Genomic DNA, 13,051 nt, shown 5'->3' on the forward strand with positions numbered 1-13,051 from the left:
GAATTAACACTTTTATATTATACAACGAAAACAACTGAAATCAAACTGTTTTTATTGAATAGTTATTCTGAAAATATTATTAGAAAATTAACTATCATAAATGAATTATCAATAAAACCTTATAACTAAGGGATTAATGAGTGTAGTTCATTTTAACACCATTCCAAACAAGATATAATAAACAGTTATATTTAAATTAAATAAATGCTTTAAATATGAATACAATTCAAATTAAAGTTATTGTGATAAAATTTATTCTTTATAAGAAATAAAACCCAATACCAATAATAAGATACGCAGATAGTAACGTTAGACCCTCAAACCAATTGGATTCACCATCATTACATAAATTGATAACAAGAAAAGTAGCTGTTACCATGGCTACCAATTCAGGAATTGTAAACACTAATGGCATCGTCACTGGCATGAATAGTGAAACGATAACAAGTATAGGTGCGACAAACATAGCTACCTGTAATGTTGAACCAACCGCAATTTCGACAGCCACATCCATCCTATCTTTCATTGCCATCGTTATTGCTGAGAAGTGTTCCGCAGCGTTCCCTACAATTGCAACGATGATGACTCCAATGAATAATTCCGTCCAACCGAATCGGTCACCAAGCGTTTCGAATGTATGCACTAATTTTTCGGATACAAACGCAACAGCAACAGTTGATAAAAGAAGTACAATGATCGACTTGTTCTTTGACCATTCTGGAATTTCAATTTCCTTTTCCACATCTTTATCGGAAGAAGCAAACACACCTCGATGTGTCACAAGTTTAAAAAACAGGCCAGCCAAATATAAGGCGATTAAAATGATCGATACGCCTATACTTAATGTAACCGTATTTTGAGGATTCATCTTCAGCGAAAAGATTTCGGGAATCACAAATGCAACAATAACCGCAAATATTAACAAACCTGAATTATATCGGGCATCACGAATGCTGAAATTTTGCGTTTTATATTTAATCCCTCCCGCAAAAAGGAAAAACCCAATACAAGCAACAAGTTCCCAAGGACGGACCCTGTTAGCGATGCAAGAACGATCCCGATTAAACCTGCTTTTAATGTGAATATAGAAATGATCAATTCGACTGCATTGCCGAATGTTGCATTCAATAAGCCGCCTATTCTCGGTCCACTCACAATGGCAAGACTTTCCGTTGCTCTGCCAATAAACCCCGAAAGCGCAATGATACTAACACAGCTTATTAAAAAAATAGGAATCGCAGGCCAATTTAATAAAGAGCCAATCAACACCGACGGAACTCCTGTGAATGCAAGAAACAAAAATACACGATTCATATTCCTCACTCCCTTTCGCTAACTTATCTTTCCCTATAGGCGAAAATGCAAACGGCTTCCATTCCTTTTTGGAACTGGAAGTTATTTTCATTGCCACGCAGCAAAAAGTCATGTAAGATGAATTCACAGGCTGCATTGTACGTATTCACATTAAGTTTTAACCTTTAAGCTGTAAAAGGGAGTTTTACATTGAAACAGGAATGGTATGCCGATTCATTATTAATCGGGACGAACAGGAGCGTTTCTGCGAACACCCACTTTGAGGAGTGGTGGTTTAAAACTTTCTATGACTCGATACGGCAAAAGCGGCTTGTTTGATACATAATTTCAACACCATCCATTGGATGGTGTTTTTTACATTTATTATGTTAAAGGATATTTTTTTGAACTTAGGACATCATACATTGTGTAAGTGACCATTTCACTTAACAATTATTTAAGGAGATGTCTCATATGCCAGACAATAGACAAAACAGGAACAACAATAACAACAGGAACGACCAAAACAATCGAAATCAAAACAGAAACAACAATACTGAATTCGGTCAAGACTTTTTTGATGTAAACAATCAAGATAATAACAACAGAAACAACGACGACAGGAATAAGAATAACCGTAATAACAGAAATAACAACAATAATAACAATAACAACAACAATCGTTAATATTTAAAAAGAAAAAGCATCGAAGCGGTTCACAACAACCGATTCGATGCTTTTTCTTTATACCATTTTTAATAAGGCTTCTTCACCAATCATGCCTACATGAATCCCTAAAGTTTCTGCTTCTTTTGTAATTGATTCGAGTGGAGCTTTTAATAATTGTTCGATTGTTTTTACCCCGACAGCTCTTCCAGCGATTATTTTCCGATCTGCAAGGACGTTATTCAGTAAAGCTACATCAAGTGCACCACACATGATGTATCCTTTGTCGTTTGAGACGGTAAGTAAGGTTGTTTTAGGTAACAGAACAGTCACTGCTGTAAATGTGTGACCGTTTATAATAATGGGTGTCATTGAAACCAATTACTCTCCCCTTTCCCCTTTATACATATGGTGGTAAGGTACAAAATGTGAACGGATTACATTATAACTGTTGCTTTACGTTTCAGGCGGACGCTTTCCGTGGGGCGCGGGTGAGCCTCCTCGTCGCTTTGCTCCTGCGGGGTCTCACCATTCGCGCTTAACCCCACAGGAGTCGCCGCCTTCCACTTCAAGCAACGAAATATCAGGTACAGGTTTAGGTTCATTCTAAATTAATTCAAATTTTTGCTATAATAATAGAAAGTTCTTACTTGCGGGGAAGTGAATAGTAATTGACTACTGAAAAAGATAATCTTGTCCACGATGAAAGCAATGATCAGTTCGAACAAATGAGTGATGAGGAGATAAATGAACTTGTGTTGGAGGCTCAAAGGGAGGCTTTGCTAAGATCGTCCGAGGAAGTTGCGTTACCAAAGAGACGTATTCCGAAATGGTTTGTTTGGCTAATGTCGATCACGTTAGCGCTGAGTACGTTTGTTGGACTTTTTCAAGTGTTTTCGATTCCGGCGATTGAATTTCTAATAACGTCTGCAAAACTTTCGAAACAGGAAAATATAGCTACCTATAAAAAATCTGTTGTGGTTGTTTCGACCGAGAACGGAAAAGGGACGGGGTTCTCCATATCCGAAGAAGGCATAATTTTAACAAATTATCATGTAATTGAAGAAAATAATTTTATTACAGTCGTTTTTCCGGAGGATGGTCGTTATAATGCAACCATTTTAGAAACATATCCGGAGATCGATTTGGCTGTACTTGAAATTGAAGGGAACGACTTTCCTTCCCTACCTCTTGCAAAGGACAACGGAATGGAAGAAAATGACCCGATTACTTTTATCGGAAATCCATTAAGCTTTAAAGGAATCGCAAATGAAGGAACAATATTGGCTCCCATTACATTAAAAAACTGGGTGGACGAGGTAATTATGATAAAAGCTCCGGTATATGGGGAAATAGTGGTAGTCCGGTAATAAATGAATACGGGCAAGTGGTCGGTGTCGTCTTTGCTACTTTGGATCATGAAGAGCATGGCAAAGTTGGATTATTCATCCCGATCGATTTGTTTTACGAATATCAACTTAACCACTAACAATAAGGCAAATTAGTATAGTTTACTTTTAAAATGAATTATACTATTTTAGGTACATCTTAGTTTTTTTACAGCTAACTGGAGGGAAATGAAATTGAAGAAAATCTTGTCTGCGCTAATTGCCTTGACGATTGTTATGTCGCCTATCGGCAGCTTAGTGTTAAATGATCATGCAACAACTGTTGAAGCGAAAAGGTATAAATCAGGAAAGAAAGGCTTTAATACAAATCCACAACAAAACAGCATCAATAATCAACCAAAAGTGGATAAGAAAAAACAAGATGAAAACACATCATTTAATAAATCTTCCCAAAACACTTCCACGAAGGGCGGTTTCTTCTCCGGCGGACTTATGAGGGGATTGTTCATCGGAGGCTTGCAGGCTTACTTTTCGGTAGCCTATTCGCCAATATGGGAATGTTAGGGTCAATTTTAGGCTTAATGATCAATGTACTTGCTATTGTATTTGCGATTAGTCTAATACGGAAGATCTTCACGCTTCTAAAAGCGAAGAAAGAAAAAGAGGAAGTTAATCAATGGCGGAATTAATGATGTCCGAGCAAGATATCATTAATGCGATTTGTCTTGAACAAGCATGGAAACATGAAAATGTGTTGCCAGAAAACGTTGAAGTTGAGTTAATCTATGACGATGATGAAGGCTTTTCTGCGGAAGTGGAATTTTTCGATAAAAAATACGTGATTGGCTCGTTCGAAATGATTCAATCAATTCGCTTCTATATAAAGGAAGTATTACAAGGTGATCCTTATGCAGCAAGCATAAAACTTTTGCTGGATAGGGAAGAAGGAATTATTGCTTCTATACAGTGACATTTTAATGCATGGCCGGGCGGGCAAATGACCGCCTGGCCTTTTTAACTTGTTGTGACTAACTCCCTCTCACTCACCTCATACTTCACTTCTGAATTATTCTTTATGACTAATTCTTCACTTACACAGTCCCCTGTGCGCTTATCAATCGTCCGCCGCCAAATTTCGTTCTTTCTATAGTTTTTTTCTTTTTGTCGATAAAATTGATGTTCCCTTTCTTCAATATGGTAACTATATTCCATTTCTTCATTCACAAAAACAGCACCTTTCAAATGTCGATCCGTCAGCCATAAACGGATTTGAAACGTATAAGTAGTCGTATTCTTAAACCGCAAGTCCACATAATTATAAAAAACGCTCGCCCCGCTGCCGAACGGAAGAACCCTTCCCTCATCAGGGAAAGGATCAAAGCTATGATGATGCCGTTCAATAACAGTCATCGGTGTATGTAGCACCATCCAATAGAGAAGGTTTGCCAACTGACAAATACCGCCCCCGATTCCGGTTTTCACTTCTCCTCTTGATAATTGCATCCCTTCGATATAACCTTTTTTCTTTGTGGCCCTCCCAACCAATTCCCAAAAGGAAAATACTTCTCCCGGTTGAATGAGTATACCGTCAATTCTACTTGCGGCCATTCTTACGTTCACGATTTTATTCTCCTGCAGAATCGGATCACTGTCCCTAATCTTCTCCGTAATAAGGATTGATGTTTTTTACATGTGAATCGAAAATTCGTTTCGACCTTTTGCCTTGCGAACTGTTTCTTAGTCTTCAAATTACTAATGTAGCGAAAAAACCTTTTCTGCTCAATTCGAGCATGATAAAAAAATGGATGAATCTCTGACAATCGCATCATTTTCTCCCCTTGTAATCATCATAGCGACTCTCTACTATATTCATCTTGCAAATCTTCTTATCCTTCCTGCCATAAAAATATATTTCAGTTATCTGCTCTATTTTTCAAACTCAAATGATAGGATATATATATCTACTAAATTCGGAAAATTGAACTAAAAAGGAGGATAAACTAAATGAAAAAGCAAAATAGCAAAAACGGCTTCCCTTTTTTAGCTTGGCTAATCGCGACTTTCATCCTGTTCATTGCTGCAGTAAATACGATACCAAGCTTCGCAGCACGTATATCGGATACTCCTGTTTAGGCCATATAGTAAAAGCTGTTGAATTTGGAAACGAACCGGTATCCGAGGAACCGGAGAAAGATGAGGCTGTCGCCACCACAAATTCCAAAAGCAATGACATTTCAGATACTGGGAATCCAGTCAAGACATTTGCGTTTGAGTATGGATTGGCAACAGGAGGAACGATTACAGATAATGTAAACGTCAAATCGATTACTTTTGAAAAAGAAGATGATGTGGAACATATCAGTATCCATTTCACGCAGAGGGGTGAAGAAGAAGAATATCAGCTTTTAGCACCGGTCTATATGATTAAATATCAAGAAAATCCGTATACGATGACCTTTACGATACACGGGGCACGGGCATTTGATGCAAATGAATTCATCGATTTGAAAAACAGTGATTTAGTTGAGGATGCCTATTGGCTCGTCACACATGATGATTCAGCCATTCGTTTTACAATCGTTTTTAAAGGACCGGTAAAAATTGCAGGTGAGGAATATGCCGATCCTGCACAACTTGTAGTCAGTGTTGCTGCAGATGAGGAACCGACCGCAACAAAACTATACACCGTACGAACTCCTTCTCATTTATTCGGTGGAGATATTCCTTATTATGAAGAATATTTATTAAAAGAAAAAGGACTGCGAGTACTTCGGGAAAACGGAATACTATTTTCCACATGGGAAAGCGAGTTTTACCTTGAAGTAGGATTATATGAGAACAGGGAGGATGCAGAGAAAAAAGCTCTCGAAATCAATGAGGAGCATGAGCCTGATGTACATGTGTTTGTTGAAGAGCGGGATGTGCCCGGAAGATAAATCGTGACATCAATAAATAGCCTTTGCCATGAGCGACTAACTTATGGCAAAGGCTATTTTTAACCATTTTTTGACTTTAACTAAACAATCCTCTGTTTTGCCTTTATTTTCACAATAAACTTTTTACGGAAACTATAAAACTTTTCAAGTCCTTGTACGTCTATATCTATTGAAATAATACTTGCCCAGTAAGTTATTAGGTGATATGATACGCGTGCTAATCAATCATATTAATAAATTAAGATTTTATATAGATAAGGCGGTGACTTAGATGAATAGACACGACATAAGGACGCAAAAGAAAAGAAAAAAGAAGTTCGGAATTGGTATCGGCATCATTTTAGTGTTGCTTGCCTTCGGAGTTTATTATTGGGTCGACCAATATAATAAAGGATTATCGCTTTCTGGTGATGGGACATTAAAAGGACAAAATGAAGACTTCGGTATTTTTGACGGTCCTGAACCACAATTCGGAGAGATCAATGTATTACTCTTAGGATCGGACGCCCGTAAAAATGAAGACGGACATTCAGACACATTAATGATTGCTAATTACAATCAGGAAACCAAAAAAGTAAAATTAATTTCTATTATGCGAGATGTATACGTGGATATACCCGGTTATAGAAAGCAAAAGATTAACACTGCCTATACAGTCGGAGGTCCAGAATTGGTCCGACAGACAATTAAAGAAAACTTCGGGTTAGATATACACTATTACGCAATGGTTGACTTTAAAGGTTTTCCAAAGATTGCTGATATTATTGCACCGGACGGAATAGAGGTTGACATCCCCTATACGATGGAACACGGGATTTATATGACGCTAAAGCCAGGCAAGCAAATTTTACACGGTGACCAACTATTAGGATACGTCCGTTTCCGTCATGATTCCAAAAATGATTTTGGTCGCGTGGATCGTCAACAGGAAGTACTTTCAAAATTGAAAGATGAAGCTGTAAGTATCCATAGCATTTTAAGTCTACCAAAGCTCTTAGGTGCGGCTGATGCATATGTCGATACGAATCTTGATAAGATGAAGATTCTCTCGATCGGTAAAGGGATTATGGACAATAAATCCGAAAAAATCGAGACATTGCGTCTTCCGGTTGATGGCTCATACTCCGATAAACGAGTTGATTATGTAGGTGCGGTCCTTGATATCGATATGGAGCAAAACATTGAGGCTTTGAATGATTTCCTTAGCGATAAAAAAGAGATAGCGGATACAGAAAGTTTAACGAATAAATAAAAAAAGGCATCCCGATTACAAAGGGATGCCCTTTATTCTCTTCTGAAAAAGCCGAAGATGCCTACAGTTTGAACAATGTTTGTAAAGGCTTGCGGATCAACTTCATTAATGATCTTTTCCAAATCATATAATTCATATCTTGTGATTACTAAATACAACATATTTTTCTCTTCTTTGGAATATGCGCCCTTTGCTGGCACAATCGTAATTCCTCGCACCATTTTGTTATGAATTGCTTGTTGGAGGTCATCTGCCTTATGTGTGATGATCATTGCCGTTACCTTCTCGTGTCTTGTGTGAAGCATATCAATGACTGAAGTAGTGACGTACAGGGCAACCATCGTATAAAGTGCATTCTCTGGTTCATATAAGAAGCCTGCAAGCACAATAATAATTCCATTCAACAATAAGAAATACGTACCGATAGGTTTATCCTGTAGACGGGACAATACCATTGCGACAATATCCATTCCGCCGGTGGATGCTCCAAGCTTTAACGATATCCCAACTCCAACTCCTGCAATCACCCCACCGAAAACCGCATTTAGAATAATATCATTGGATAGTGAAAGTATTGGCAATAACTCAAGGAACAAAGTTGTAAAAAAGACCGATATTATACTATAGATAGTAAAACCTCTACCGACTTTAAACCAACCAAGAATGAATACAGGAATATTGAATAACAAAAGTAAAATTCCAGTACTTAGTGATATTCCAAAATGATCATTCAAAATGCTGGAAACAAGCTGGGCAGCTCCAGCAAATCCACTTGCGTAAACATTGGCATTTATGAGGAAGAAGTTTAATGAAATTGCTACCAATAAAGCACTGAAAATCACCGCAATAATTCTTTTCGCCTCGATAAAAAACATAAGTACCTCCTTTAATATCTAATCGATTATACTACAATTCAAGAAAGTATCTTCTTTTCACTATTCCACGTTTTGACTATAAAAAACATCGGTATATTTATAACTTCCTAAGCTATTGGTAATGCTTATTCAACTAATATTTGTGGTTATATTTATCAAAATCCAACAGAAGACTCCCACTTCAAGGAATGAGAAGGGCGAAGACCAATGAGTAAGCGGGAGATGAATGTCGGTTAGGCGCAGCCTTGACACTGCGTCAAATTATTGGTAAAGTCAAATAAATGGAACCTATGTTCCTATGCAGAGTCATAATAAATATCACACAGATAGATGGAGATGAAGGGTATGCTGGTCCATAAAGCGTATAAATTTAGACTCTATCCAAACAAGGAGCAGGAACAATTGATTGTAAAAACAATTGGCTGTTCGCGATTTGTCTTCAATCATTTTCTGGCGAAATGGACAGACGCGTATAAAGAAACCGGAAAAGGGCTGTCCTACAACGTCTGTTCCAAACAGCTACCTCTTCTGAAAAGTGAATTGCCTTGGCTGCGTGAAGTCGATAGCATAGCCATTCAAACATCCGTGAAGCATCTCGCCGATTCGTATAATCGTTTCTTTAAAGGGCAGAATAAACATCCCCGTTTCAAATCCAAAATGAACAACGTACAATCCTACACGACAAAACATACGAATGGAAACATTGCCCTACTCGATAAAAAAATTAAATTACCAAAGCTTGGACTAGTGCGTATTGCGAAAAGCCAAGAAGTAGATGGACGCATTCTTAATTCAACCGTTACACGCCGACCGAGCGGGAAATATTTCGTATCCGTCCTAACGGAAGTGGAAATCAGCGAGCTTCCTAAAACCAGTTCGACTGTTGGCGTGGATATGGGACTGAACGATTTTGCGGTCCTTTCAACGGGCGAGGTATTTGGCAACCCTAAGTGGTTCCGAAACATGGAAAAGAAGCTGGCGGATGCACAACGCGTTCTTTCCAGGCGGCAAAGGGGAGCAGTGAACCGCCAATGCCCACTGTCCGAGGCGAAGAACTATCTAAAGCAGAAGCGCAAAGTGGCGCAGATACATGAACGGATTACAAATGCCAGGACGGATTACCTGCAGAAAATCTCGACGCACATCATCAAAAACCACGATGTTGTAGGCATTGAGGATTTGCAGGTGTCCAACATGCTAAAAAACCGTAAACTCGCCAAAGCAATCAGTGAAGCATCTTGGTCACAGTTCCGTAAAATGTTGGAGTACAAGGCGGAATGGTACGGCAAGCAGGTTGTCGCTGTATCAAAAATCTATCCAAGTTCCCAGCTGTGTTCGGATTGTGGTCACCGGAATAAAGAGGTTAAGAACCTGAATCTCCGTGACTGGACTTGCCTGACTTGTGGCACTCATCATGACCGGGATATTAACGCAGGGAAAAATATTAGAAAAGAAGCGATGAGACTGCTAACCGTAGGGACTACGGGGATCGCCTAATCAATATCTGCCCATTGGGGTGGAGTTCTTAGGAATCCCTCACTTCTAAGCGAAGCGAAAGTGGGGGTAGTTCAAAATTGGACTTGTTTTCTGCAAATCTAAGTATATAATCTGTATACAAGGGTTAGATACATAGAAATGTGGAGTGACTAATGCGTACTTACAATGAAAAAATAAGCATCTATCATGGCATGGCTTCAACAGTTGCAGTAAACTTTTCAGGTAACTTTTTCCCGATTTTTGCAATCACTATTTTAGGAGCAACCAATTACCAGGTTGGGTTAATCAGTTCACTCCCCCCGTTAATGGCACTACTCATGACAATTCCAGCAGCAATTCTATTAAATCGTGCACAAACACAGAAGAAACTTGTCGCTGTTTCCGTATTGCTCGCACGATTAATGTTTCTATTAATTATTGCGCTTGTTTTTATTCCGTCTCAGCCTACACAAGCGTGGATGTTTTTAGTCATCATTGCACTGATGAACTTGCCGAATACTGTTGCAAACGTAGGATGGCAGACGTTCATAAGCGGGCTGTTCCAGAATCCAACCGAGGAACCTTTTTTAGTGACCGAAACCGATTATTAACGATTGTTGGACTCTGTTCCACACTTCTGATCGGTATTTTAATGAAGGACGCTTCTGAAAATGTGATTGCGTATCAAATATTGTTCGGAATCGCCTTTTGCTTCGGTTTACTTGAAGTATTCCTCCTGATGAAGCATGATGAGCAACCCGCAAAGATTGATGAAACATCGCTTAAAAAGAAAACAATGGATTGGTCGATTTTTAAATATAAAAATTACGTTTCATTTTTAGTTGCAGCATTATTCTTTAATTTTGCATGGCAGATGGCATGGGGTATTTTTAATATCTATCACGTTAGAGTTGTCGGTGTAACCATCTTTTGGATTAGCATGTTTTCAGTAGGAAGCATGTTAGCTCAAATTATTTCATTTCCATTATGGAAAAAGTGGGCAGAAAAAAGGTCAAATACATTGGTTTTCGTCTGGGCGGCAATCGGGATGGCAACCACCCCTTTTCTAACCGTTTTGTCTACGAACCTATTCTATATTACAATTATCCAAACTTCCTCGGGGTTTTTCCTCGCTGGTGTAGTGCTATTATTATTTAACTTGCTATTGGAACAGTCTCCGTCTGAAGTAAGAACGTATTGTATTACCACTTATAACGTATTACTGTCAGTTGTAGCGTTTATCGCGCCACAGATTGGAATTTGGTTGTTAAATAGTTTAGGCGTAGAGACGGCGATGTACATAAATTCGATATTACGATTACTCGCCGCCTGTTTGTTTTTTATCGTTTATTTGAAATATGCGAGAAAACCGGGTTTAACACTATGAAGAAGCGCATTTCCCATTGTTAAGGGAAATGCGCTTCTATTAGATTTGACTTAGTGCCCGTCCAACTTGCCTTCCTGAAAATAGACATCCACCCAAAAAAGTGCCTTCTAATGCCCGGTATCCATGTACTCCTCCACCGCCGAACCCAGCGACTTCACCCGCTGCATATAATCCAGGCACGGCTTTTTCGAATTCATTCATAACGCGTCCTTCAAGATCCGTTTGAAGTCCACCTAATGTTTTCCTTGTTAAAATGTTAAGCCGCACCGCTATAAGTGGTCCGTTTTTAGGATCAAGTATTTTGTGAGGCTTTGCGACTCGTATTAATTTATCCCCAATATAGTTCCTGGCCCCTCGTAGGGCAGTAATTTGAAGGTCTTTCGTGAAACTGTTATCCATTTCTCGATCCCTCGCGAGCAATTGACGTTCGATTGTATTGACATCTAATAGTTCATTGCCTGTTACGAGATTCATTCCCTCTACTAACTCTTCAATTGTCCTGGCGACAATAAAATCTTCCCCTTTGTCCATAAAAGCCTGAACGGGTTTTGGAGGACCTGGTAATATTCTGGAAAGAACTTGTTTAATACTTTTTCCTGTCAAATCCGGGTTCTGTTCAGATCCAGATAACGCAAATTCCTTTTCAATGATCTTTGCAGTTAGGATGAACCATGAATAATCATAGCCTGTATCCTGAATCGTATGTAACGTCCCAAGTGTATCGAAACCTGGGAAATTCGGAGCATCGAAACGTTTTCCCTCTGCATTCAACCATATTGATGAAGGTCCCGGGAGAATTCGTATACCGTGAGATGGCCAGATTGGATTCCAATTCCTGATACCTTCCGTATAATGCCACATCCGATCCTTGTTGACGATGCGCCCGCCAGCCTTTTCAGTGATTGGCAACATTCGCCCGTCGACATGGGCTGGTACTCCTGAAATCATCCTTTCCGGTGGGTTTCCAAGGCGTTTGGCCAATTCTCCCTGACCACATCAAAGTTCGCTCCGATTCCACCACTGCATACAACAACGGCAGGCGCATTATATGTAAATTCCCCGACGACAGTTCTCGAACTCGATTCCCCTCTTTTGACACCACTTGGCTCAAGGATTGACCCTTGAACACCAATGACTGCCCCATTCGCTGTCAATAATTCGTCGACTTGATGGCGTGGGTGATAGTCGACAAGCCCTTTTTCCATTCCATCGCGCACAGCCTTTTCGAATGGTTGGACAATTCCCGGTCCAGTTCCCCAAACTATATGGAATCGAGGCACTGAATTGCCATGTCCCTCTGCTAAATATCCTCCACGTTCCGCCCAACCGACAACCGGAAAAAACCGTACCCCTAACGAATGCAGCCATTCCCTTTTTTCACCGGCCGCAAATTCGAGGTAAGCCTCAGCCCACTGTTTCGCCCAATAATCCTCATCTTCTTCCCTATCAAACCCAGCACTCCCCATCCAATCTTGCCTCGCGAGCTCCAAAGAGTCTTTAATGCCGAGTCTTCTTTGTTCAGGCGAATCGACTAAAAAAAGTCCACCGAAAGACCACCATGCCTGTCCGCCTAAAAACTCTTCGGATTCTTGATCTAAGAGTAATACCTTCTTACCACCTTTGATCAATTCGGAAGTCGTGACAAGGCCCGCAAGACCGGCGCCGACAACAATGACATCATATTCCATAAGTATTCCCCCTAATACTTTCTAACCAACCTATTCGATATAGAAGATGAAATCTCCTTTTTTCATCGAGTTGCTATGGACGTGCAGGGGCTTGCTTTGGACGTGGAACCGAGTTGTTTGGACGTGCAG

Annotated in this window: 13 protein-coding genes, 1 other RNA gene and 2 pseudogenes; 11 read left to right on the plus strand and 5 right to left on the minus strand. The window is 39.6% G+C overall.

What is annotated here, in order from left to right; genetic code table 11:
* Positions 1–259 precede the first annotated feature (259 nt).
* Positions 260–1,314 (minus strand): annotated as a pseudogene (gene cax, locus QNH10_RS14660) (calcium/proton exchanger).
* Positions 1,315–1,438: 124 nt separating this feature from the next.
* Between cax and ssrS the strand changes: the two are divergent.
* A non-coding RNA gene (ssrS, locus tag QNH10_RS14665) (6S RNA) lies at positions 1,439–1,630 on the plus strand.
* A gap of 407 nt (positions 1,631–2,037) precedes the next feature.
* Here the strand turns inward: ssrS and QNH10_RS14670 are convergent.
* The gene (locus QNH10_RS14670; protein ID WP_381427510.1) at positions 2,038–2,331 is read right to left on the minus strand and encodes a YunC family protein; all 294 of its coding nucleotides are present in this window, start codon (positions 2,329–2,331) and stop codon (positions 2,038–2,040) included.
* A 299-nt stretch (positions 2,332–2,630) separates the two neighbouring features.
* Between QNH10_RS14670 and QNH10_RS14675 the strand changes: the two genes are divergently transcribed.
* The 4 genes from QNH10_RS14675 to QNH10_RS14685 all read left to right on the plus strand — a co-directional run bounded on the left by QNH10_RS14675 (position 2,631) and on the right by QNH10_RS14685 (position 4,278).
* Complete coding sequence (locus QNH10_RS14675; protein ID WP_347177892.1) at positions 2,631–3,329, plus strand: S1C family serine protease; 699 nt, start codon at positions 2,631–2,633, stop codon at positions 3,327–3,329.
* Positions 3,330–3,346: 17 nt separating this feature from the next.
* Positions 3,347–3,448 (plus strand): hypothetical protein, encoded by a 102-nt coding sequence (locus tag QNH10_RS20720; protein WP_347177893.1) that lies wholly within the window; start codon positions 3,347–3,349, stop codon positions 3,446–3,448.
* A 94-nt stretch (positions 3,449–3,542) separates the two neighbouring features.
* Positions 3,543–3,872 carry a hypothetical protein gene (locus QNH10_RS14680; protein WP_430541068.1) on the plus strand — a complete coding sequence of 110 codons (330 nt, stop codon included), beginning with the start codon at positions 3,543–3,545 and terminating at the stop codon, positions 3,870–3,872.
* 112 nt (positions 3,873–3,984) lie between these two features.
* Positions 3,985–4,278, plus strand: coding sequence for a DUF2653 family protein (locus QNH10_RS14685; RefSeq protein ID WP_283732123.1), 294 nt, complete (start codon positions 3,985–3,987; stop codon positions 4,276–4,278).
* A gap of 44 nt (positions 4,279–4,322) precedes the next feature.
* On the opposite strand, the gene QNH10_RS14690 is transcribed toward QNH10_RS14685, so the two are convergent.
* Entirely contained in the window at positions 4,323–4,928 is a 606-nt protein-coding gene (locus QNH10_RS14690; protein ID WP_283732124.1) for a VanW family protein, read from the minus strand.
* Positions 4,929–5,312: 384 nt separating this feature from the next.
* Between QNH10_RS14690 and QNH10_RS14695 the strand changes: the two genes are divergently transcribed.
* From QNH10_RS14695 to QNH10_RS14705, 3 genes are all read left to right on the plus strand, one after another.
* On the plus strand, positions 5,313–5,441 hold the full coding sequence (locus QNH10_RS14695) for a hypothetical protein (RefSeq protein ID WP_283732125.1): 129 nt from the start codon (positions 5,313–5,315) through the stop codon (positions 5,439–5,441).
* A 146-nt stretch (positions 5,442–5,587) separates the two neighbouring features.
* Positions 5,588–6,244 (plus strand): hypothetical protein, encoded by a 657-nt coding sequence (locus QNH10_RS14700; protein ID WP_283732126.1) that lies wholly within the window; start codon positions 5,588–5,590, stop codon positions 6,242–6,244.
* 271 nt (positions 6,245–6,515) lie between these two features.
* Positions 6,516–7,496: an LCP family protein gene (locus QNH10_RS14705; protein ID WP_283732127.1), complete on the plus strand. Its 981-nt coding sequence runs from the start codon at positions 6,516–6,518 to the stop codon at positions 7,494–7,496.
* Positions 7,497–7,528: 32 nt separating this feature from the next.
* On the opposite strand, the gene QNH10_RS14710 is transcribed toward QNH10_RS14705, so the two are convergent.
* The gene (locus QNH10_RS14710) at positions 7,529–8,371 is read right to left on the minus strand and encodes a YitT family protein (protein ID WP_283732128.1); all 843 of its coding nucleotides are present in this window, start codon (positions 8,369–8,371) and stop codon (positions 7,529–7,531) included.
* Between the two features lie 345 nt (positions 8,372–8,716).
* Between QNH10_RS14710 and tnpB the strand changes: the two genes are divergently transcribed.
* The 3 genes from tnpB (at position 8,717) to QNH10_RS14725 (ending at position 11,234) form a co-directional block, all read left to right on the plus strand.
* The gene (tnpB, locus tag QNH10_RS14715) at positions 8,717–9,868 is read left to right on the plus strand and encodes an IS200/IS605 family element RNA-guided endonuclease TnpB (protein WP_283732129.1); all 1,152 of its coding nucleotides are present in this window, start codon (positions 8,717–8,719) and stop codon (positions 9,866–9,868) included.
* Positions 9,869–10,020: 152 nt separating this feature from the next.
* Positions 10,021–10,458, plus strand: coding sequence for an MFS transporter (locus QNH10_RS14720; protein WP_283732130.1), 438 nt, complete (start codon positions 10,021–10,023; stop codon positions 10,456–10,458).
* Positions 10,459–10,520: 62 nt separating this feature from the next.
* Positions 10,521–11,234, plus strand: a complete 714-nt coding sequence (locus QNH10_RS14725) for an MFS transporter (RefSeq protein WP_283732131.1) — start codon at positions 10,521–10,523, stop codon at positions 11,232–11,234.
* Between the two features lie 39 nt (positions 11,235–11,273).
* On the opposite strand, the pseudogene QNH10_RS14730 reads toward QNH10_RS14725, so the two are convergent.
* A pseudogene (locus QNH10_RS14730) lies at positions 11,274–12,922 on the minus strand (FAD-binding dehydrogenase).
* Positions 12,923–13,051: the final 129 nt, after the last annotated feature.

The organism is Sporosarcina thermotolerans (assembly GCF_030067815.1).
Lineage (GTDB): Bacteria > Bacillota > Bacilli > Bacillales_A > Planococcaceae > Sporosarcina > Sporosarcina thermotolerans.

Excerpts from the sequence above, each read along its gene's own strand:
- QNH10_RS14670 (WP_381427510.1), bottom strand. The coding sequence starts at position 2,331 with ATGACACCCATTATTATAAACGGTCACACATTTACAGCAGTGACTGTT.
- QNH10_RS14685 (WP_283732123.1), top strand. The coding sequence starts at position 3,985 with ATGGCGGAATTAATGATGTCCGAGCAAGATATCATTAATGCGATTTGT.
- QNH10_RS14695 (WP_283732125.1), top strand. The coding sequence starts at position 5,313 with ATGAAAAAGCAAAATAGCAAAAACGGCTTCCCTTTTTTAGCTTGGCTA.
- QNH10_RS14705 (WP_283732127.1), top strand. The coding sequence starts at position 6,516 with ATGAATAGACACGACATAAGGACGCAAAAGAAAAGAAAAAAGAAGTTC.
- QNH10_RS14710 (WP_283732128.1), bottom strand. The coding sequence starts at position 8,371 with ATGTTTTTTATCGAGGCGAAAAGAATTATTGCGGTGATTTTCAGTGCT.
- tnpB (WP_283732129.1), top strand. The coding sequence starts at position 8,717 with ATGCTGGTCCATAAAGCGTATAAATTTAGACTCTATCCAAACAAGGAG.
- QNH10_RS14720 (WP_283732130.1), top strand. The coding sequence starts at position 10,021 with ATGCGTACTTACAATGAAAAAATAAGCATCTATCATGGCATGGCTTCA.